Source organism: Pseudolactococcus piscium, assembly GCF_002441695.1.
Lineage (GTDB): Bacteria > Bacillota > Bacilli > Lactobacillales > Streptococcaceae > Pseudolactococcus > Pseudolactococcus piscium.
The window spans coordinates 42959-65026 of the sequence record NZ_JXJW01000014.1 but is presented as its reverse complement, the minus strand read 5'-3'; the positions used below and the strand labels follow the sequence as shown (position 1 = coordinate 65026).

The 22068-nt window shown below is 36.9% G+C and carries 23 protein-coding genes; 17 read left to right on the top strand and 6 right to left on the bottom strand.

The annotated features are described in order from the left end of the window. The first annotated feature begins 20 nt into the window (after nucleotides 1-20). The 12 genes from recN (at nucleotide 21) to rplS (ending at nucleotide 14232) form a co-directional block, all read left to right on the top strand. Nucleotides 21-1688 carry a DNA repair protein RecN gene (gene recN, locus RU86_RS07765; RefSeq protein WP_096814819.1) on the top strand — a complete coding sequence of 556 codons (1668 nt, stop codon included), beginning with the start codon at nucleotides 21-23 and terminating at the stop codon, nucleotides 1686-1688. A 3-nt stretch (nucleotides 1689-1691) separates the two neighbouring features. Next, the gene (proB, locus tag RU86_RS07760) at nucleotides 1692-2492 is read left to right on the top strand and encodes a glutamate 5-kinase (protein WP_047915322.1); all 801 of its coding nucleotides are present in this window, start codon (nucleotides 1692-1694) and stop codon (nucleotides 2490-2492) included. Beyond that, nucleotides 2482-3699, top strand: a complete 1218-nt coding sequence (locus RU86_RS07755) for a peptidoglycan bridge formation glycyltransferase FemA/FemB family protein (protein WP_096814818.1) — start codon at nucleotides 2482-2484, stop codon at nucleotides 3697-3699. Before proB ends, RU86_RS07755 begins: the two co-directional genes overlap by 11 nt. A 113-nt stretch (nucleotides 3700-3812) precedes the next feature. Then, on the top strand, nucleotides 3813-4982 hold the full coding sequence (locus RU86_RS07750; protein ID WP_096814817.1) for a peptidoglycan bridge formation glycyltransferase FemA/FemB family protein: 1170 nt from the start codon (nucleotides 3813-3815) through the stop codon (nucleotides 4980-4982). Nucleotides 4983-4996: 14 nt separating this feature from the next. Continuing rightward, nucleotides 4997-6238 (top strand): glutamate-5-semialdehyde dehydrogenase, encoded by a 1242-nt coding sequence (locus RU86_RS07745; protein ID WP_096814816.1) that lies wholly within the window; start codon nucleotides 4997-4999, stop codon nucleotides 6236-6238. 156 nt (nucleotides 6239-6394) lie between these two features. Continuing rightward, complete coding sequence (gene rsmH, locus RU86_RS07740) at nucleotides 6395-7342, top strand: 16S rRNA (cytosine(1402)-N(4))-methyltransferase RsmH (protein ID WP_096814815.1); 948 nt, start codon at nucleotides 6395-6397, stop codon at nucleotides 7340-7342. A gap of 92 nt (nucleotides 7343-7434) precedes the next feature. Beyond that, nucleotides 7435-7815 (top strand): cell division protein FtsL, encoded by a 381-nt coding sequence (locus RU86_RS07735; RefSeq protein WP_096814814.1) that lies wholly within the window; start codon nucleotides 7435-7437, stop codon nucleotides 7813-7815. After that, on the top strand, nucleotides 7816-10113 hold the full coding sequence (locus RU86_RS07730) for a penicillin-binding transpeptidase domain-containing protein (RefSeq protein ID WP_096814813.1): 2298 nt from the start codon (nucleotides 7816-7818) through the stop codon (nucleotides 10111-10113). Between the two features lie 114 nt (nucleotides 10114-10227). Continuing rightward, nucleotides 10228-11217 (top strand): phospho-N-acetylmuramoyl-pentapeptide-transferase, encoded by a 990-nt coding sequence (gene mraY / locus RU86_RS07725; RefSeq protein WP_096814838.1) that lies wholly within the window; start codon nucleotides 10228-10230, stop codon nucleotides 11215-11217. Between the two features lie 378 nt (nucleotides 11218-11595). After that, complete coding sequence (locus RU86_RS07720) at nucleotides 11596-12396, top strand: HAD family hydrolase (protein WP_096814812.1); 801 nt, start codon at nucleotides 11596-11598, stop codon at nucleotides 12394-12396. Further along, nucleotides 12393-13697 carry an FAD-binding oxidoreductase gene (locus RU86_RS07715; RefSeq protein WP_096814811.1) on the top strand — a complete coding sequence of 435 codons (1305 nt, stop codon included), beginning with the start codon at nucleotides 12393-12395 and terminating at the stop codon, nucleotides 13695-13697. Before RU86_RS07720 ends, RU86_RS07715 begins: the two co-directional genes overlap by 4 nt. Nucleotides 13698-13884: 187 nt before the next feature. Further along, the gene (gene rplS / locus RU86_RS07710) at nucleotides 13885-14232 is read left to right on the top strand and encodes a 50S ribosomal protein L19 (RefSeq protein ID WP_047915332.1); all 348 of its coding nucleotides are present in this window, start codon (nucleotides 13885-13887) and stop codon (nucleotides 14230-14232) included. A 112-nt stretch (nucleotides 14233-14344) separates the two neighbouring features. On the opposite strand, the gene RU86_RS12100 is transcribed toward rplS, so the two are convergent. Next, a complete protein-coding gene (locus RU86_RS12100; RefSeq protein ID WP_179296248.1) occupies nucleotides 14345-14509 on the bottom strand; it encodes a hypothetical protein in 165 nt (54 codons plus the stop codon). 82 nt (nucleotides 14510-14591) lie between these two features. Between RU86_RS12100 and RU86_RS07705 the strand changes: the two genes are divergently transcribed. Together RU86_RS07705 and RU86_RS07700 are read left to right on the top strand one after the other, a co-directional pair. Further along, entirely contained in the window at nucleotides 14592-14798 is a 207-nt protein-coding gene (locus RU86_RS07705) for a hypothetical protein (protein WP_096814810.1), read from the top strand. A gap of 79 nt (nucleotides 14799-14877) precedes the next feature. Next, nucleotides 14878-15411 carry an NUDIX hydrolase gene (locus RU86_RS07700; RefSeq protein WP_179296247.1) on the top strand — a complete coding sequence of 178 codons (534 nt, stop codon included), beginning with the start codon at nucleotides 14878-14880 and terminating at the stop codon, nucleotides 15409-15411. Nucleotides 15412-15747: 336 nt separating this feature from the next. On the opposite strand, the gene RU86_RS07695 is transcribed toward RU86_RS07700, so the two are convergent. The 3 genes from RU86_RS07695 to RU86_RS07685 form a co-directional block, all read right to left on the bottom strand. Next, nucleotides 15748-16329 carry a DUF6287 domain-containing protein gene (locus tag RU86_RS07695; protein WP_096814808.1) on the bottom strand — a complete coding sequence of 194 codons (582 nt, stop codon included), beginning with the start codon at nucleotides 16327-16329 and terminating at the stop codon, nucleotides 15748-15750. Between the two features lie 389 nt (nucleotides 16330-16718). Next, complete coding sequence (locus RU86_RS07690; RefSeq protein ID WP_096814807.1) at nucleotides 16719-17294, bottom strand: DUF4352 domain-containing protein; 576 nt, start codon at nucleotides 17292-17294, stop codon at nucleotides 16719-16721. Between the two features lie 358 nt (nucleotides 17295-17652). Beyond that, nucleotides 17653-18171, bottom strand: a complete 519-nt coding sequence (locus RU86_RS07685; RefSeq protein ID WP_096814806.1) for a DUF4865 family protein — start codon at nucleotides 18169-18171, stop codon at nucleotides 17653-17655. A gap of 111 nt (nucleotides 18172-18282) precedes the next feature. Between RU86_RS07685 and RU86_RS07680 the strand changes: the two genes are divergently transcribed. Together RU86_RS07680 and RU86_RS07675 are read left to right on the top strand one after the other, a co-directional pair. After that, entirely contained in the window at nucleotides 18283-18447 is a 165-nt protein-coding gene (locus tag RU86_RS07680; protein WP_096814805.1) for a helix-turn-helix domain-containing protein, read from the top strand. A 266-nt stretch (nucleotides 18448-18713) separates the two neighbouring features. Beyond that, complete coding sequence (locus tag RU86_RS07675) at nucleotides 18714-19010, top strand: type 2 periplasmic-binding domain-containing protein (protein WP_096814804.1); 297 nt, start codon at nucleotides 18714-18716, stop codon at nucleotides 19008-19010. Between the two features lie 130 nt (nucleotides 19011-19140). Here RU86_RS07675 and RU86_RS07670 read toward each other — a convergent pair whose 3' ends face one another. Beyond that, nucleotides 19141-20802: a glycerophosphodiester phosphodiesterase family protein gene (locus RU86_RS07670; RefSeq protein ID WP_096814803.1), complete on the bottom strand. Its 1662-nt coding sequence runs from the start codon at nucleotides 20800-20802 to the stop codon at nucleotides 19141-19143. Nucleotides 20803-21099: 297 nt separating this feature from the next. Here RU86_RS07670 and RU86_RS07665 point away from each other — a divergent pair, with 297 nt between their 5' ends. Then, the gene (locus tag RU86_RS07665; RefSeq protein WP_047915337.1) at nucleotides 21100-21528 is read left to right on the top strand and encodes a universal stress protein; all 429 of its coding nucleotides are present in this window, start codon (nucleotides 21100-21102) and stop codon (nucleotides 21526-21528) included. Nucleotides 21529-21648: 120 nt separating this feature from the next. Here the strand turns inward: RU86_RS07665 and RU86_RS07660 are convergent, their stop codons facing one another. Continuing rightward, nucleotides 21649-22023, bottom strand: a complete 375-nt coding sequence (locus RU86_RS07660; RefSeq protein ID WP_096814802.1) for a winged helix-turn-helix transcriptional regulator — start codon at nucleotides 22021-22023, stop codon at nucleotides 21649-21651. Nucleotides 22024-22068: the final 45 nt, after the last annotated feature.

Genomic DNA, 22068 nt, shown 5'->3' with positions numbered 1-22068 from the left:
TAGTTGCTAAAGGAGTTGCGATGTTACAAGAAATATCAATCAAAAATTTTGCGATTATTGATACGATTACCATGCAATTTGATCAAGGCATGACCATATTGACAGGTGAGACAGGTGCTGGTAAATCGATTATTATCGATGCCATGAATCTCTTATTAGGCTCACGTGCACAGACCTCGTTTGTGCGTCATGGGGCTGATAAAGCTGAGATTGAAGGCTTGTTTTTTTACAAAGATAGTCCGGAAATTGCACAACATTTGGCCACACTTGGTCTTGAAAATTCAGGAGAGTTGATTTTACGTCGCGAACTATTTGCAAATGGTAGATCATCTTGTCGAATTAATGGGATGATGACACCTTTGTCTAATTTACAAGCGATTGGTGGCTTGCTGGTTGATATTCATGGGCAACATGATCACCAAGAATTGATGAGTCCAGCACATCACTTGAGCATGTTAGATGAGTTTGGTGATCAAGCATTTCTAGCGATCAAGACAGCTTATGCTGAGACGTTTTCTACCTACAAAGACCTGCGTCAAAAACTACTTGCAGTCAAGAAAAATCAGGCTGAGTTTGCGCAACGTATCGATGTTTTGAGTTTTCAAATTGATGAGATTTCATCTGCAGACATTGATCTTAATGCAGATACAGCCATTTACCAAAGACGTACGCAACTGACACATGCCAACCAGATTGTTGGTCATCTTGATGCAGCCTACTATGCCTTAGATGATGAGACACAAGATAGTGCGAGTTTATCGATGGTTAGACATGCCATGAATGAACTAGAAGCGGTCAGTCATTTTGATGAACTAGCTTATGCTAAGCTTTCTGAGAAGATATCAGAGGCTTATTATTTATTAGAAGATGTCGTAGCTGATTTAGAGAAACGCATAGATGAGCTCGAATTCAACCCATCAGAGTTGACCATGATTGAAGATCGTATTTCAGTCCTGACTACCCTGAAAAAGAAATACGGTCCTGAATTAACCGATGTTCTAAGTTATTTAGAAAATTGTCAAAAAGAATTAGCCCGTTTAACTGGAGATGATAACTCATCAGAAAGTCTAGAAACTGCATTTAAAGCAGCAGAGCAATCCCTTATCAGCCATGCCAAACAATTAGCTGAAGCGAGAGCTGTCATGGCAGAGCAGGTCGTTGAAGATGTTAAATTAGAGCTAGCTGATCTCTACATGGAGAAAGCAGATTTTAAAGTCATGTTTGAACCAGCCAAATTTTCTGTAAATGGGAATCAACATGTCGAGTTTTTCATTCAAACGAATCCAGGTGAAGGCTTTAAACCATTAGCTAAAACCGCGTCCGGTGGTGAATTAAGTCGCATTATGTTGGCCATTAAGTCAAGTTTTGCCAGACGGGAGAATAAGACCTCTATCGTATTTGATGAAGTAGATACTGGGGTTTCCGGTCGTGTTGCCCAAGCAATTGCAAATAAAATACATAAGATTTCTCAAAGTGGCCAGGTGCTTTGTATTTCTCACTTGCCACAAGTTGTTGCGATTGCGGATGTTCAATTTCATATTGATAAGCAGCAAGCGGCTGATAGAACAACATCAACTGTTAGTAAATTAAGCCGATCACAACGCAAAACAGAAATTGCTAAAATGCTGGCTGGGGATGATATTACACCAGAAGCACTTGCACAAGCTGAAAAATTATTGGAAAAATAAAAAATGAACCGAGAAAAATTAAAAACTGCCAAAAGAATTGTGATAAAAATTGGGACATCAAGTCTTATTTTGGCTAACGGAAAAATAAATCTAAAAAATATCGATGAACTTGCTTTTATGCTCTCAAGCCTGCAACACGAAGGCTATGAGATTATTCTGGTTACCTCGGGCGCTATTGGTGTTGGCCTAAATGTACTGGGCTTAGACAAACGTCCAGCAGAAATGGCACAACAACAAGCCTTGGCTGCCATTGGTCAGGTTGAATTGATGAGCTTGTATAAGCATACCTTCGCACGCTATCAGCAGAAGATATCACAGTTATTGTTAACAAATGATGTGATTGAATTTCCAGAAAGCCGTAAAAATGCCAGTGATGCACTTAATGCGACACTAAGCTTAGGCATTATTCCTATCATTAATGAAAATGATGCCGTCAGTGTAGATGAGATGGACCACAAGACTAAATTTGGTGATAATGACCGATTAGGGGCAATCGTAACGACCCTATCAGATGCGGATCTCTTGATCATGTTGTCTGATATAGATGGCCTATATGATAAAAACCCGACCATATTTGATGATGCTAGTTTAATCGAAACAGTATCTGAGATTACAGATCACTTGATGAAAGCTGCTGGCGGTGCTGGCAGTCGCTTTGGGACTGGTGGGATGACCAGTAAGCTCGAAGCTGCTAAATTAATTTTTGGTGCTAAAAAACAGATGGTCTTGACAAATGGTGCCAGAATTTGGGAAATAAGAGATATCCTAGAAGCTAAGAAGAAGGGGACATATTTTGGACAGTAGGCAATTTGTAGCAGTAAGCGCGGCTGAATTTGAGTTATTTGTCGACAAACGAGATGATATGCATTTCCAACAAACCAAAAATTTTGGGGAGTTACAGACTGCTTTGGGGCATCAGGCTTATTATTTTGCAGTGAAAAACCAGGATAAGCTAGTTGCAGCTATCTTAGTGACGCTTGCAAAGGTTAAGTTTGGTTATTTAGCTGAGGCACATGGGAATCCTTATTTTTCAGAGGATCATGTGACTAACCAAGTCCTAATCTCTGGACTAAAAAAAGTACTTAAAAAGCAAGGTGTTTTAAAATTAGTGGTTCACTCGAATGTTGTACAAAGGACATATGATGATAATTGGGAAAAAACAGCTGAGTTAAATCAAGCCTTAGCTGACTTTTATCAAGAATTAGGGCTCAAACAAATCCAATTAAGCGAGTTTGAAAAAGGGTTTAACTATAACTATAGTAAAGACTTGAGCGGTTATGAAAGTTTTGCTAAAGTTGAAAAATCATATAAAAAAAATGGGTTACAGACCATCAAAAAAGCACGCAAATTAGGCATTAAAGTTTATGAAGCTCGTTTTGACGAGTTAAGTGATTTTAAAAAAGTTGTCGATGAAGCAGGTGAAAGACGGAAATTTGCGACTAGAGATCTTTCTTATTATGAGGCAGTGCATCAAGCATATGGTGATCGCGTCAAGTTCATTTTAGCTAAATTGAATTTCAATTCAGAGCTAAGAGCGAATCAAATTGAGCTTGATAATATTCAGGCTGAAATTAGGAAAGCTCAAGAACAAAATAAGCTCAAAAGTTTGGATACACTTGGACAAAGAGTATCACGCCTTGAAAAGTTGCATGAAGAATTAAGTAAGTTTGTTGGCATTTATGGTGATCAGGACGTTATCCTCTCAGCTGCCCAGTTTTTCGTGATGCCTAATGAAGTCATTTATATGTTTAGTGGTATGTATGATGAATTTAGAGAATTTTCAGCGCCTTTTTTGATTCAAGATTATATGTTAAAATATGCCTATGCGCATCAAATCGACCAGTATAATTTCATGGGCGTCAATGCACCCGATAATCCTGACCAAGGCGTCTTGAAATTTAAGCAAAATTTTAAGGGCTATATTTGGCAATCATCTGGCAACTATGAATTAGTCATTAAACCACTTATAAACAAGATAACAGAAGCGTTAAAAAAAATTATTGCAAGATAAGATAAATTGACCACAAGTTGATTGATTAGCTCTTAGTCCCGAATCAATTCATGTGTTGGCGATTAATCATAGGAGCGAATCATTATCCATGCATTAGTCATATAGGAGTTAGTATGTATACAGTAAAAATCGGCTTATCAGCAGCTGAACATGATCAACTGGTTGTGACATCACCTTTGGTGAACTTGTTACAATCCGCAAGTTGGGCAAAAATAAAAGAAGGCTGGCAGCATGAGCGTATCGGCTTTTACGACAATCAGCAGTTAAAAGCAAGTGTAAGCATTTTGATTAAACCCTTACCACTTGGCTTTACCATGTTATATATCCCGAGAGGCATCGCTTTAGATTATGCTGACAAGGCATTTCTTAAGTTTGTCATCTCAGAACTTAAAAAATATGGTAAATCAAAGCATGCCCTCTTTATCAAATTTGATCCAGCAATTTTAGCGTCAGAAGCAAAAGACTTGATAGAAACGCTACAAAGTTTGGGTGTCAAGTGGTCTGGCTTAACCTCTGATATGCATGATACGATCCAGCCGCGGTTCAATGCTGTGATTCATCGTGAGGGATTTTCAGAGGCAGCGTTAAGCAAGAAAACACGCCAGTTTTTGAGAAAAGCACGCAATTCACATCCAGTGGCTGAAGTAGGGGGGACTGATTTAGTTCCTGAGTTTTCAGAATTAATGAAGAAAACTGAATCTCGTAAAAATGTCAGCCTAAGAAATGCGACCTATTATACCAAATTACTTGATGTCTATCAGAAAGAAGCCTTTATTAACCTGATTAAAATGGATTTCGGACAATTATTGACGGAAACTAAAGAAAACTATGCTAAAATAGTGGATAATATAGCAAATGCTAAAAATGAAAAACGGTTAAAAGCATTAACAAGTGACCTTGAGATAGTTGATAAAAATATCAAAGAGTTGACTGCTATTATTGAAGAACGTGGCAATATCGTTCCTGTTGCTGGCACACTGACCCTTACATTTGGTGGGGCAGCAGAAACCTTGTATGCTGGAACTGATACAGACTTTCAAAAATATTATCCGTCATATTTAGCTTGGTATGAAGCGATTAACCATGCCTTTGAGCAAGGGGCTGATACCCTAAATATGGGTGGACTTGAAAATTCATTAGCAGCATCAGATGGCTTATTAAAGTTTAAAAAACATTTTAACCCGTCGATTGAAGAATATGCTGGAGAATTTAACATTCCAGTAAACAGCTTACTCTATAAGCTAAGTGATCTTGCCTATAAACTTCGTAAAAAGATGAGATAGATTGAGGTAAACAGATGATTGGTACTCTAGGAAAACACGCTAAAACAGCAGCATTTGAACTAGCAAAACTCTCGACACTTGAAAAAAATGCCTTACTTCACGCATTGGCCCAAGCCCTGATTGCGGAAACTGACTTTATCGTCCTTGAAAATGCCAAAGATTTAGCGCATGCCCAGGATAATGGTGTGAATGACATCATGGTTGATCGACTCAGACTAACTGCTGAGCGTATTCTTGACATGGCAGAAGGAATTAGACAGGTTGCGACATTAGCAGATCCTGTCGGTCAAGTGATGACGGGGTTCACAAATCTTGATGGTTTGAAAGTGCTACAAACGCGCGTACCGATCGGCGTCATCGGCATGATTTTTGAAAGCCGGCCAAATGTCACGATAGATGCCTTTTCACTCTGTTTTAAAACCAATAATGCCGTCATTTTACGTGGGGGTAAAGATGCGATAAATTCAAATAAGGCACTCGTTACCGTCATCAAAGCGACTTTAGTTGCACAAGGAATTACGGAACATGCGGTTGGTTTGGTGACGGATACCAGTCATGAAGTGGCAAGACAAATGATGCTTGCGACTGAGTATTTAGATGTCCTGATTCCAAGAGGAGGGGCTGGCTTAATCCGGACGATTAAAGAACAGTCTCGCGTCCCAATCATCGAAACTGGTAGTGGAAATGTTAGTATCTATGTTGATGAATTTGCTGATCTGGATATGGCGACGAAAATCGTCATTAACGCTAAAGTACAAAGACCAAGTGTTTGTAACGCGGCAGAGAGTTTAGTTGTCCATGAAAAGGTTGCTGCTGCGTTTTTACCAAAACTCCAGAAAGCTATTGATGCAGTACAGCCAGTTGATTTCCGTCTAGATGACATTGCCATAAACCTAATGACTGGAACACCTGCGACGGATGCAGATTTTTCGACAGAATATCTGGATTATACTATGTCAGTAAAAGTTGTGTCTGATCTTGATCAAGCCATCGCCCATATTAATCACTACGGTACAAAACATTCTGAGAGTATCATCACTGATAATATTGCACATGCGGAGCAGTTTCAAGCACAGATCGATGCAGCAGCAGTTTATGTCAATGCCTCAACACGATTTACGGATGGCTTTGCCTTTGGATTTGGTGCAGAAATTGGTATTTCGACACAGAAACTCCATGCTAGAGGACCGATGGGACTAGAAGCATTAACGTCTTATAAATACTTGATCAATGGGACAGGTCAAACCCGAGGGTAAATAAATCGCCTTATAAATTTGGCAGTCAACTAGATCACTATATCAATCAAATATTACATTTCCTTAAAAATCTAGAAATTACTAGATTTTTTTGTTATAATAAAAGGTGTTTGTATTAACTAATTACTGTCCCCTACCTTTAGAAAGTGAGCCTATATGCCACATCAAATAACTTTTAAGCATGATACCGTTCTGCTTCATGAAACCGTTGATATGCTAGAAGTCAAACCAGATGGCATTTATATAGATGCGACGCTTGGTGGCGCAGGACATAGTGAGTATTTACTAAGTAAGCTGACAACAGGCCATCTATATGCCTTTGATCAGGATGAAACAGCACATGAAAATGCAAAAGTAAAATTAAAATCACAACTCGACGCGAACCGTGTCACACTGATAAAAAATAATTTTAGACATCTTCGGGAGGCACTTGCAGCCCTAGATGTCACAGGATTTGATGGTATCCTCTATGATTTAGGGGTATCTAGCCCGCAATTTGACGATAGTCAACGTGGTTTTTCTTATCGAAAAGATGCAAGATTAGATATGCGGATGGATCAGTCTCAAGAATTGACTGCACATGATGTTGTCAATACTTATGCTTTTAATGATCTGATGCGTATTTTTAGTCGCTACGGTGAGGAAAAATTTTCTAAGCAGATCGCTAGAAAAATTGAAAAAGCAAGAGAAGTTCAGCCAATCAATACCACTTTAGAATTAGCTGAATTAATTAAATCAGCTTTACCCCAAAAAGAATTAAAGAAAAAAGGTCATCCGGCAAAACGTATTTTCCAGGCGATTAGAATAGAAGTAAATGATGAGCTTGGCGCTGCTGCAGAATCGATTGAAACTGCTATCCACATGCTAAATCAGGGTGGCAGGATTTCAGTCATTACTTTCCATTCTTTAGAAGATAAGTTAACAAAATCTTTATTTAAAGAGTATGCAAACGTTGATATTCCAAGAGGGTTACCGATGATACCTGATGATATGTTGCCACTACTGACTTTGGTAAATCGCAAACCAGTCTTGGCTTCCGACGAAGAATTAGCAGTTAATAATCGGGCACATTCAGCTAAACTTAGAGTGGCCCAAAAAAATTAAAAAGAGTAGGTGTGAGGTACTTGACGAAAGTTAAGGCCTAGATAGCCTTAGCAACCCAGTTAGGTAGCATCAAAATAGAAAGGTAAGAAAACATGGCAGCAAAACCAAAAGAGTATTTCGATATTAAAACAGCTAATCAAAATGGTAGTTACAATATTTCGGCAGATTCTATTGCACCAGATATTTTTAAAAGTAAGTTTCGAAACTTGACCATTGTTGAAAAATGTTTCTACCTTTCTATTATTTTTTCAGTCATTGTGCTATCAATTGGGATGGTTTATGTTCGAACAAAAATTATCGAAGTTGAGCAAAATACGCTAGATACGCAAACAGAAGTGACAACCAAGGAAACACAGCTTAAAACTTATGATCAAAAAATAGATGAGTTGATGGGTAAAGAACGTGTCATCAAACAAGCAAATGATAATGGAATTAAATCAATTCCGGAAAATGTAATGAAGGCAATAAAATAAATGATAAAAATATTAAAAAACATTGCAACCTTTCCCTTTAGAAAAGTTGCAATAAATGCGGGTAAGACGCGTTTAAGCCCACAAGAGAACCGTAAACGGATTGCACAGGATATTCTTTTTCTCGCTCTCCTTGTGTTTACGGTTTTTATCGTTAGATTTTCATGGATCATTGTAACAGATTCCAGTAATGGGGTGAAATTATCTCCCCTTGCTAAATCAAATTATTCTGAAACGACAACGATTTATGCAAAGCGTGGCACTATTTTTGATAGAGAAGGCGCCGCTATAGCGACCGACTCTAGTGATTACTCTATCTATGTTATCTTAGATAAAACATATGTTTCGGCAGCAGGTAAGAAATTATATGCGAGTAGTGAAGATTTTGGTAAAGTTGCTGCTATATTTAAAGAAAAGCTCGGTATAGATGAGAGTTATACAAGAGGTCAATTAAATATACCTAAAGCAAGTCAGGTTGAATTTGGCACAAAAGGTAAGCATATTTCATTTACACTAAAAGAACAAATCGAGAAAGAGGCCAAAGACAAAGGGATAGCAGGGATTGGCTTTACCTCACACCTTGCCCGCTCCTACACTGGTAACTTCGCCTCTAATTTTATAGGACTTGCTGGCCTTAAAGATGGTGATGATGATACCAAAGGCCTGATCGGACAATTTGGGATTGAGGCATCATTAGATAGTACCTTATCCGGAAAAAATGGTGTTGAAACTTTAGAAAAAAATAAGGATGGCCAAACTTTAAAAGGGATTGCAAAATCCGTAACACCCGCAAAAGATGGTCAAGATGTCTATACGACACTGGATTCAAGCTTACAATCTTATTTGGAAACTTTAGTCGATACCTCACTTCAAAACTTTACTGCTACAGAAGTTGTTGCGACCTTAGTTAAAGCAGATACAGGTGAGATACTTGCGACCACACAAAGACCGACTTTTGATCCATCTACACAAAAAGTGATTGGGCCCAAAGATACGACTATTTCAGATAAACAAAATCTAAACAATCAAAGTAATCTGCTGTATCAATCTAGTTTTGAACCAGGCTCAACCTTTAAACTCTTTACCATGGCTGCTGCCATCGAAAATGGTACTTTTAATGCAAATGCGACTTATTCTTCAGCACCGATATCAGTTGGTGATACACCGATTGCTGACTGGGATAAAGAAACACATCCTGGTGGATTGAGTTTGACCTATGCACAAGGGTTCGCTCATTCGTCAAATGTAGGGATGTCAAAACTACAGATAGCAATGGGCGATAAAACTTGGGACAACTACCTTAATCGCTTTAGATTTGGTATCCCGACACGAATGGGTGTTGGTGGTGAAGGCTTTGGTAAATTACCCGACGATAATATCGTATCTCAAGTCAACTCATCTTTTGGTCAAGGTATTTCTGTGACAGGGACTCAGATGTTACGTGGATATTCTGCTATAGCAAATGGCGGTACCATGTTGGAACCTCATTTCATTTCAAAAATAGTCAATACTGATGATAGTACACAGCGTATTTCAGCACCAGAAATTATTGGTAAGCCTGTTAGTAAGACAACAGCTGACTCTGTTTTAAAATATATGGTTAATGTTGGGACAGATAATATCAATGGTACGGCATATGATTGGGGTACCAATCAACCATATTTCCGTGTTGCTGGTAAAGATGTCTCAGTTAAAACAGGGACTGCCCAAGTACCGGATCCAAAAGGTGGTTACCATGTAGGAACCACAGCTTATCTCTATTCTGCTGTTGCCATGGTGCCATCTGTAAATCCGGATTATATTTTTTATATGACGGTTACCTTACCGGATCATTGGAGTTTAAATTTTATTTCTAATGTAGCTAATCCTTTATTAGAACGTGCCTATGATTCAAAAGCTACGATCGATGCAACATCGAATAAATCGATCAGCAAGACTAGCAATGAAACGAAGGTTACTTTAGCAAATTATGAAGGTAAAAATCCAGGTAATACCCTCGATTTACTTAGACAACAGCTTTTACAGCCAGTCGTCATTGGTAGCGGTTCAGTGATTACCAAACAGTCTATTGAACCGGGAACAAAACTCGGTGCAAACAAGCGAATTTTGCTACTGACTAATGGCAAATTAACCATGCCTGATATTTATGACTGGTCTAAACAAGATATTGACATACTGGCCAAATGGGCTGGATTGACGGTTACTTATGATGGTGCTGAGGATGGTAAAGCTACTAAGCAAAGCATCGAAATGAATGAGGCAATCAAGAAAGGGAAAAAATTGACGGTCACACTCAAATAAATGATGTATTAAATTGACTCGATAGGTTGGACAGTTATTCAATTTATGCTGAATCAAGTCATTTAATATCGCTTTATTGAGGTTGGCAGATACAATTAACGGAAATTAACTATGATATTTTACTCACTTATTGCAGGAGTTGTGGCATTTATTGTCACCTTGTTCACTATTCCATCTTTTATCCGTTTTTACCACAAAGCAAAAATTGGTGGTCAACAGATGCATGAAGATGTTAAGCAACATGCTGCAAAAGCTGGTACCCCAACCATGGGAGGCGTCGTTTTTGTCACAGTTAGTTTAGTGATTGCTTTGCTTTTTGCGCTTGTTTCTGGCTTATTAACGGCCGATTTTATGATCCTCTGGTTTGTCTTTGCCATGTTTGCGATTGTTGGTTTCTTAGATGATTTTTTAAAGATTTTCAAGCAGATAAATCAAGGGCTGACCAGTTTACAAAAACTAGTCGCACAAATCATCACTGGTATCATTGCCTATCTTATCTATGTGCATGAAGCTGGCGATAATTTATTGAATGTCTTTGGCTATCAGATTGAACTAGGCGTGTTCTTTATGGTCTTCTTAGTCTTTTGGTTGGTTGGTTTTTCAAATGCAGTAAATTTAACAGATGGTATTGATGGCTTAGCTACCATGTCTGTCGTTATTTCTTTGATTGCCTATGCGATCATAGCCATTCATCAACAGCAGTTTGATATCTTACTTGTCATACTTGCCATTATTGGCAGTTTACTTGCTTTCTTTTTATTCAATCATAAACCTGCAAAGATTTTTATGGGAGATGTTGGTAGCTTGGCACTTGGTGGTGTTTTAGGTACGATTTCAATTCTTTTAAATGTGGAATGGACCTTGCTACTGATTGGGATTGTTTATGTATTTGAAACTGTTAGTGTCATGTTGCAAGTCTCGTATTTTAAACTGACACATGGCAAACGCATTTTTCGGATGACACCTGTACATCATCACTTTGAACTAGGTGGGTTTTCAGGAAAAGGTAAGCCTTGGTCTGAATGGCGAGTAGATAGTTTCTTTTGGAGTATCTCCTTAATCGGATCCATCCTAGCACTCCTCATTTATTTCTTACAGAATTAACCCTTTGATATGAGCTTTAGCTCATTATACTAACACGATAAATGCTGCTAATGTCATAAGATGTTAGCGCATTTTCTATTTTACAGATCTATCATTAGTTAACAGTGGCGATTAGACATAAAGCGAAAAGAGAAAAGGTTTGACTAATGAAAACCATCTGATATAACCTTAGTAGCCAATACGACCTAGCTTGGTTAGTCAGGATAAAAGTAGTCATTTATGATATAATAAGCACAAGATCAAACATTAAAAAATGGTGTATCTTAATACATCAGCTTGTCTCTACTATATGTCTATAGCATGGGGATGTCTTGTAAGACAGGCAACTTGTCTGGAAATGAAAAGTTTTAAATTTTAGGAAAGAAAATGAGGTAGTAGATGACAGTAACAGCCCTTATATTTGACCTTGATAACACACTGTTATCATCAGACCATGCTGATCGTATGGCATTGGAGAGACTGACATCATTTTTACAAACTAAGCACCCTCATCTTTCTGTCGATGAATTTGAAACCTGTCTGAAAGCAGAAGCACTGGCACTTTTTGAAAGTTATGATTTTTATGACTTTACAGTCATGATCGGTATCAGTCCTATCGAAGGATTATGGGGAAAGTTCAATGATGAGACATTAAGGTTCCCGGAGTTGGCTCAACATATTAGGCTATACCGTGAAAAAGTTTGGCTACGTACCTTAGCAGCCCTAGGGATTTTTGATAGACGAATGGCTAAAGTGTTAGAGCTGATGTATATTGCAATCAGAATAGAGACTGTGCTGGTATATGAGGATACGTTTGAGGTTTTAGATCAGCTTTACGAAGCCTATCCATTACTCCTTTTGACGAATGATGCGCCTGCTTTACAGCAGTTGAAGCTAAGGAAAGTCCCTAAACTTCGAAAGTACTTTAAACGGATCATTAGTTCTGGAGACTTTGGTCAAGGTAAACCTGCGCCTGCGTTTTTTGAATTTGCTCTCTCTCGGTTACAAGCAGACAAGCAGACAACTCTGATGGTTGGCGATAATCTGCTTACGGATATTTTAGGGGCAAATGCAACTGGTATCAGATCAGTTTGGCTAAATAGAAGAAATGAAACGCTAGTGGCAGGCATTAATCCGGATTTTATCGTCCATAGCCTGACAGATGTTTTAGCAATAGTTGAGGATGAAAATAAGCGATGAATATTTCAGATAAGTATTTAATTAATCGGGTCACTGGAGAAAAGGGACAAGCAGAGGTAATATTCTTCCCTATGCATGAAGATGATATTATCGATATGGTGCAAACTGTCAGAATAAAAAAGCAAAAATTGATTACCATCGGGGGACATACAGGACTTTCAGGTGCAACGTTTCCAGATAATCATCAAGTCTTAATGAGTTTAGAAAAGCTAAACAAAATCATTAACCTTGACAGTGAAACCCTGACGCTAACAGTCCAAGCAGGTGTGACGATTGCCCAAATTTCAGATTATTTAGCAGACACACCCTATTTTTATGCACCTGACCCTGGTAGCAAACTAGCAACAATTGGTGGGAATGCTGCGACAAATGCTGGTGGTATGCGTGCCATTAAGTATGGCGTGACACGTGATAATATCCGGAGCATGCGTGTGGTATTGGCAAGTGGACAAGTCATGCAGGTCGGCTCGATCAATCGCAAAGATAGTTCAGGCTATGATCTAAAAGATGTCTTTATCGGCAGTGAGGGCACACTCGGTGTCATAACCGAGCTTGACTTAAAGATTCAGCCCAAACCAAAATTTAGGCGTGATATCCTACTAGGATTTGATAGTTTGAGTCAACTCTCACCCAAGGTATTTGCTATCCTGTCTAGTGGGCTTATGCCTGCGACGCTTGAGTTTTTTGAACGTGATAGTATCGCCTATTCTGAAAAAGGATTGGGTCTAAGCTTTCCTGCTATCTTTGGAGAGGCTTTCCTCCTCATTACTTTGAATGGCAATGATGAGGGGCAATTAGCCCAAGAGTTGCGTTACTTAAGTAGCTTAAGTGCGCATACGCTAGTGCTGACAGACGATGCAATCCTTCAAACTGTTTGGCAACTTAGAGGCGCCATCGTTTCCTCAGTTGAACTAGAGAGCTTACAAGAGCCACTAGATGTTGTCGTGCCAGTCAACAAAATCGCATCAACAATCGTCGCATTAAAGAACTTGGCGCAAGCAGAAGGCCTATCAGCTATCTTTTTTGGTCATGCAGGTGATGGGAATATCCATGCCAATATTATAAAAAATGACTTATCAGATGCAGTGTGGGAAGATAAATTAAGTCGCTATCTGGATCAGCTCTATGCCTATATCGCCCAAGTAGGTGGGAAACCATCTGCTGAACATGGGATTGGCATGCTCAAAAAATATTATTTTGAAAAATATAGCGATCCGATTGCCTTAACGACGATGAAAGTGATGAAAGTGGCACTGGATCCTGAAAATATGCTAAATCCAGGCAAAATTTTTGATTTATGATGACAATATAGAGACGAAGCTGTCATTTTTGGGTGTTTTTTCAATAATTAGCTTGTAAATAAGTATCATTCTTGATATAATAGTTAGGTGCGTAATGGACGCATATAAACCGCTCATCCGCTGGAACGTGTGCTATGTCACGAATACTACGGTAAGTTTTAAGATGGGTAGAAGAGGAGAATAAAAAATGAATCCATTAATCGAAGCTATCAACGAAGGTCAACTTCGCAGCGACATCCCTGCTTTCCGTCCTGGTGACTCTGTGCGTGTTCACGCTAAAGTTGTCGAAGGAACGCGCGAACGTATCCAGCTTTTTGAAGGTGTTGTTATTGCCCGTAAAGGTCAAGGCATCTCAGAAACTTATACAGTTCGTAAAATTTCAAACGGTGTTGGTGTTGAACGTATCTTCCCAATCCACACACCACGTGTAGAAAAAATCGAAGTAATCCGCTACGGTAAAGTACGTCGTGCTAAACTTTATTACCTCCGTGCACTTCAAGGTAAAGCAGCGCGTATCAAAGAAATCCGTCGTTAATATATCGGTGTTAAACCCTTATTTTATAAGGGTTTTTCTTATGTCTTGGTTTTGGTATCGTGGGAGGTTTTTAGGCTAAATATTGTTTGGTGGGCGAAAAGTGGGCGAGTTTTTATCGATTAAAAAAAGAACCCTTAAAGGAATTGATCTGAACCCAGTCTTTGATTCGACCTGACGTCTTAACATGGTATTTATCAGCTATAAATTGATAAATACCTAATCCTTGTTCATAGTCTATAACTGCTTTTAGTTTCAAATCAAATGAATATTTTGCCATTAGAAAAGACCTTCCTTTTGGAAAGTCTATATTTTGGGTGTCACATTAAAATACTAACACTTTTTTGTTTAAGGAGAAATACATGCCGAGAGTAGACAGAAGCTATAGTCAATTTGAAGAAATCAGAAACTATCACGATCGTAGCATGATGAAATGGCAAGGGTTCTTCTTGTCAGAACACACCACGGCGATGAAAGAAGATAAAGCGGATAAGGTTTATTATGAATATAAAGTAACAGGTAGACTTATATCAAATTATATATTTTTAGTTATCACTAACACCCTGTAGACCAAGTATCTGCAATGTTAGTCAGACAGAACATCTTCGTATAAGTATGCAATGTCAATACAGGATAAACTCTTCTCTTTTGACAAAAGATAAACAGAAAAGTATACTTGAATCAATCAGATGGTGTTGGACTGATTCAAGTATACTAAAAAGATTGGTAATCAAAATTATGAGGCAAAATTATAATGTTTTAGTTATTCCCTTTTTTAAAACAAATGATGAAATTAAGTTTTGCATTTTTAAGAGAAGTGATTTAAAGATTTGGCAATTTGTTGCTGGTGGAGGAGAAGGGCAGGAAAGTATTTTTGATTCAGCTTTAAGAGAACTTGAAGAAGAAACTGGAATAAAGTCTAATTATAAAAGTTTATTTAAACTTGAATCTATGGCGTCTGTTATAATTGCTCATTTCCCAGAATTGGCGAATTTACCTCAATATGTAATCCCGGTATATTCTTTTTCTTATTGTGTTGAAAATCTTAAAATAAATTTATCTAAAGAACATGTAAAATATATGTGGTTAAGTTATGAGGAAGCTACTGAATTATTGCATTTTGATTTGGACAAGACAGCACTCTGGGAACTCAATCAAAGAATAAAAAAAGATGATTTTTAAAAAATAGCTGGAAAATCAATTATAAAATACTTACAACATTTATAATAAGTATATAAGTTTAATTTAAAAAGTATGAGCAGGATAAAGTTGTATCAATGTGCCAATTTTGGTGGGCGAAAAGTGGGCAGTTTTTTATCAATTAAAAAAAGAAGGCTTAAAGGACCTTTTAGAATTCCTTTAAGCCTTCTTAATTTTTCTGTGATGTGTAAATAAATGTCTATGGTAATGCCTTCCTTTGCATGACATACTCGTTTCTGAATCATGTGGAGTGGTACACCTAACTCTGCAGTTTAGAAACGTGGGTATGTCTGAAGATGTCAGAGTGAGTAGCGTTTTTTATTTTCTATAATAATAATCTTCAGAAGGCGAGTTCCCCCATGTAAGTCTAGGTCTATCTATGTTAGATTGATCACCTATCATATTATGATAACCAATTGGGAATAACATAATAGCATACCCGCCAACTTCGGCTCTAACAACAAGTCCGGGATTTGCTATGAATTGGTTGTAGTCAGCTTCATATAGTTTAAAAGGGTGTGGAGAACTTTGTGTTGATGAGTGAGTCACAGTATAGTCGCTATTGATAATGATATAATCACCTTTTGTATCTTCCCATTTACCTACTATAGAACTAATGTCACCGTTAAAAATAGCACCAGGGTTAATATCCTGCTCAGTTACTGCTGGTTCTGCAGCGGATTGGGATTGGGGTGGGTTCTGAGAAGCACTCTCAGACACTGTCTGCTCAGTTGACTTTGTTACTTCTGATTTTGAACTCGTTTTTTCTGTGACTGAATTTTTTGATGTACTTTTTTCGATTTTGTTTTCTTTTGATGCTTCAGTTGTTTTCTTATTATTCGAACAGCCTACGAGTAAGGTTGAACATAATAATAACCCTAAAATAATCGCCTTTTTCATAATTCTCTCCTAGTAGCTTTTAACGTGGATCAAGTTTGCACGCTATGTTTATCTATATAAGAATTTAAAAGAAAACCTAAACTAGTAATGAATGAATAGCCTCCAAGCAAAGTTAGTAAGGTGTTTTATAGGTTGTCTGCAGATGCCTTCATTGTACTAATTATAGTAGTTTTTATCAAGCAATTATATAGTTTTCTTTACTTATAGTAAAAAACTATTTATGTTAGGAGGTTACATATCAAAATTTGACATTGGAAAAGAAGCAACCGCTTTTCATGGATACAGATGCATCTGATTTAAAACGAAAAGCAGTACAAACACACAGATAAATAATCTCTGTATTTGTCCTGCTTAAGATGCGCGATAAACGTATCAGTACTATTTTACATTTAGTTTAAATTAAATGTAATTTGTTTTTTATTAGCCAGCCTATTTGATTGATAGAGTAAGTTATAGCTATCTTTATCTGCTATTTTTGCCTGTCCTACCATTGTACCTGTTACGCTACCGCCTTGGGCAAGGCTGCCACTTGGAAATCGATCATTCACGATATTTTTGCCATCATCACCAATGATCGATTCAGTTAATGCTGTTTGATTACCTTTATCATCTAGTTTGAAATCAAATAGATTATAGTCAATCGTCTTTTTCCCTTTATTCGTCACCGTGATATTTACAATGACGAATTGATTGCCCGCTCTAGGTATTGCATATTTTGTACCAGGATTGTAAGTAACTGAATTTACCTTATAGTAGACATCATTAATGATAATGTCTTGCCCAACTTTTCCAGTCTTTTTTTCCACCTTAGCATTTAGTGAAGTAGAAATGGATTTTGGTCTGTAAGTTACGAGACTAGTTATTGCACCACATATCATAAGTACGACACTTATTAAGAAAATGATGATTCTTAGTGATGTTTTTTTGGATTTTCCAGGTGTTTCTATGCCATCATTTAAACTCATAATATAGCCTCCTAATTGGGTTTAACGTGGATCAAATTTGCACGAAATGGGATAATTTAGTATTACAGTAGTCGTTATACCTTTATTTTTTCATCGATTATGTTATTGATGAGTTCTCTAAAAAGCCTTAATAACAGACTTATTAAAAATAATGTTAAAATTATTATAACAAAAAAGCGCTTAATAATATACGCTAATTCAAGTATTTGGATGAAATTTGTAGGTAAATGATAGCTAGCTACAGATACTGTATTTTAATATGATTCTATTTTTGCTTCCAGTATCTTTCGTCATAGTAGACGATGGAAATTAGAAAACTGTTTTCTATTGTATGAGTTAATTAAGAGAGGAGGCCATATTATCTGGCTATATAGAGGATTTCAAAACAGCGATATTGTGTTTGAGGTTTCTCCTTATAAAACCGATAAATCACTTTTTTCCATTTATCTGGATTATAGATCACGAGTTTTCCAGTTTCCCCATCACTTAGCTTGTCTTGGCAGTCAACCTGCTTTAGCGCGTTAGTTTCTTGAATATCTTGTACTTCTTCAGTAACATAGTGGCTTGACATAAAGTCATCTGCCAAAGTGACTGTCGTTGTGATTCCAATTTCGATATGTTGCCAACCAAATGACGTTAAAATATTGTCAAAATAACCATCGAAGATGAATTTCGACATGCCATCTGTATTTTTCCAGACATAAAGTGGACTGTAGCTATTAGAAAGCGCACCTTGACTTTTTTCAGAAATCATGAAAATTTTGACGTACAAATCTTGAAATCCAGACATCAAGTGTCCTGTATTTTTCACCCGATCCCTGATGATTGTCATATCATAATCAGTAGGTAAACTAATATCATATCGCATTGCTTGCATGGTAGTACTCCTTTTTCTTTGATAGCTTAATTATAAAAGAATAGGAGGGTGTTGCATAATACCAGAAAATGATATACTTATAACAAAAAGTGATAGGTGAAATGAGCAGATATGAATTTTAATGACTTAGCTATATTTGTCGATATTTATGAGACAGGATCCTTAAATCAAAGTGCGATACATTTAGGCTATGCTCAGTCAAATCTGACTGCACGTTTGAAGAAATTAGAGCTTGATATGGCTACAAGACTTTTTATCAGAGGTATAATGGCTTAACACCGACTAAAAATGGGGATAAGTTTTATCTATTTGCAAAAGAAGCGATTCAAAACTTAGCGACTATAAAACAGACATTTCACTCTGATACGAAAATAATACTGATATCCGAGTTACTCCTAAATGATGATATCAACAATTTACAAACCATTGATATCGCTAAAGACACCATCACCATCAAAAAAACAAGAGATATCGCATCAGCATCACTTAAAAATAGCTTTGATAGGATCGTCAGTTTTTTAAAGTTAAAGCATGTGTCAGATATGGCGGAAACTAGAAAAACAATCGATGCGTATTATTTAGCATCACCATTGATTGATGATGTACAATGTGCTTATTTCTTCGTGAATCGTGATGAGACTTGCCCCTTTAGACAACAGACACTTGCTGAATTCGCTAAGGATAAGGTCGTGATTGAACTTGACTCTTTTGAAAACATCATCACTTGTATTGAAGCTGGACAAGGGATAGCCTTGTTGCCTGGCTATTTAACCGAAACGAAAAAGTTACAAAAGTGGGAAGAAACGAGTAGACCGATTACTTACTATAGCTATGAATAACTGTCATCAAAAAATTTAAAATAGGTAGGTGTGCAAGAAGGTTTAGGTCTAATTGTCATCTACTTTTTTTATTTCTATAAGTATGATAGCATACGACTAAACTGATAAAGCTAATCATAATATGAACACTCTAGAAATCAGAGCGTTTTAGTAGTAGTGTACCAGTGGGAACTAATGCATAGTGTGGTCGATCTGATATTTTTTCCAAATATTGTCGTGTTTTAGCAGGATAATCGGTAATAAATCCTATCACACCTACAGCATAAGTTGTTTGGATCTCTTTATGAGAGTTAATCGTCCATGCGTAAATCGTTTTGTTGACGCTAGTCGCTTGCGTAATCGTTTTTTGAGTTAAACTAGAGGATTCAATGGCGTAAAATTGACTCAATTTTGATTGATTGACTCCATTTTGAATAGGGGATAGTAGACCTAGATCATTATCCAAAAATTGATCAATTCTAATGAGTGAGTTTTGGTTTAAGGACTGTAATTGTGCTTTATTTTCAGCTAGTAGTTGGCCGAAGTCTTCTGAAAAGGCTTTTAATTCCTGGTTACTAACTGTTTGACTAAATTTTACTTCGACGAGTAATTTTTGTTTTAGCTCATTTGCAAGAATCAAATAATCCTTAAAATTTGATAATGTTGTTTTTTGATTCTCGTGTAAAAATGTGATATCTTTTAATTGATCCCAGCTATAGTCACTAATTTGATATGACTTATCCTCTTGATTTTTTATAGCAGGGTCGTGACTTAAAACATACTGACCGTCTTTTGTTTTTTGAATGTCTATTTCTACATAGTCTGGATGCGTCGCGTGTACTTTTTTCAAATTCTTAATCGTATTAGGGATATCTGACTTGGAAGTGATGCCCATATGTGCAATGACAAGATAATTTTGATGAGCTACTTTTAATTGTTTTCCTGATAAAAAAATAGTAGAAAAGCCAATGATGACAAAAAATAGAACAGCTCTGATATGCACATATTTCTGATGTGGTAGTACCTGTCTTTTTTGATCTGGATTCGAGAGAAATAGGTATAGGATGGTAGCCGTATAAAAATAGAGTACCCCTGCTAGCAGTGAGGTAAATAGATTGGCAGTGAAGACACTCCAGTTTCTATGATTCGCTATATCTATGAAAAATTGTATGCCGGAAAGGATAGCAAAAGCAAATACAATCTTGACAAAAATAAAGCCGAGTTGCCTAAAGTTATGCCAAGCTGATTTTTGAGTTGCTTGCCAACTTTTCTTGATTAAACTTTCCTGTTTAATACCATCTATAATCAGATAGTAAGGTATATGTTTTAATCGTAGGGCGAGAAAGAGTATCAGTATATATAGGAGTGATAGGCCAGTTAAGATAAACGGGTTAGCAATCATTGACATGAATGTTTGCGGAATGGTCATATAGTTGGCAACTGGTATTTTTAGACCCAGTTCATTAAGTGGTAGTAAGATGATAATCAAAACAAGTACAAACCCATATAATTTAGGTCGTTTTACTGCGCTTAAAAATTTGTGCCAGCAGAGTTGATGATGTATTGATAATTCAGTTAAAATAAGTAGGCTGACAAATAAGCCAAAAATAAGGAAGTATGTCGTGATCGTGACGGCATAAATAGGTGCGTCAGCCAGCAAATCATCCACTAAGTGCTTGAAGCTTGATGTATTGATTTGGTAGGCTTGTGGCGCATAGGATAAGAAATAATGAAGACAGCTTGCAGCAAGATAATTAAATATAAAGATCAGAACCATGAACCACGTTATGTGGGTTAGTTTTCGATTATGCATTATTGACCTCCTAAAATAAAATATTTGAAAAATTAAAGAAAATCATACTTATTTGTAGTATAGCATAAGTTATCAAAAAAGGGATCAACTGGATTTGAAGGGAAAAGACTGATGTAAAAATATGTGAAAGTGTCAATAGGCAAGCAAAAACTTAGTCAGTATCGCATAACTTGTTTAGCTCAGATACGATAAATAAGGAAAGCGTAGCAACATCACTAAAATTTGGCGATTCATTAGTTATCAGTGTCTTTTTTATCCACATAGTTTTATAATAGAATTAGAAGGTGAGGTGTCATTATGAAAGATCAATACAAAAATATTCTGGTTGCAGTCGATGGATCAGAACAAGCTTATAATGCAGTTCGAGAAGCGATTGAAATTACCAAAAGAAATGATGGTAAGTTATGGGTCTTAACCGTTAAAGAAACTAATCGTTACTATGATACCTTGGATATGTCTGTCACTGGGACGACAGCACTGGATAAAATGGCCAGCGATATCCTCAGTAAAGTAACTGAGTTGGTAAACGGAGAGGTTGACTTAATCGATAAAGACCTCTACGATGGCAATGCAAAACGAAAAATTGTACAGTATGCTAAAGACAATGAGATTGATCTGATTGTCATTGGTGCGACTGGTACAGGTGTCATTGATAAATTATTCATTGGGTCAACAACACAATACGTTGTGAATCATGCACCGTGTAATGTGATGGTTGTTAAGTGAGTCATTTATTGTTAAAAAAACTTACAGGTTGATCTGTAAGTTTTTTTTAACGTTATAACTGAATGTGTTAGCTGATGAAGAACCTAAAAAGTAAGGATGTCAAATCTAGAGTCAATTGCTTTATAGATTTAAAAAGCCACTATACTCATCTGTTAGTAAACTGACATTCTTGCCTCTTTCTTGCTCTAATTTTATTCTTTTTTCTCCCCAAGTAGACATGGCGATTAGGACATCTTTAAGTGTCTTGCCTTCATCTGTTAGTGCATAAATAACTTTTGGTGGCATTTCATTGAAGACGATACGATTGATAATATGATCTGTTTCTAACTCACGTAATTGTTGTGTTAAAACTTTTTGACTAACATTGGGTATCCTTCTTTTTAATTCGCCAGATCGCATGGGATTAAGTCCTAAATTGCATAGAATAAGCGGTTTCCATTTACCGCCTATTACGCTTAAAGTTGCTTCCATACTCATCTTGTAAACTGTTTCCATAACCCTATCTCCTATATTTTAGGTACTATTTAGTACGTATGTTAC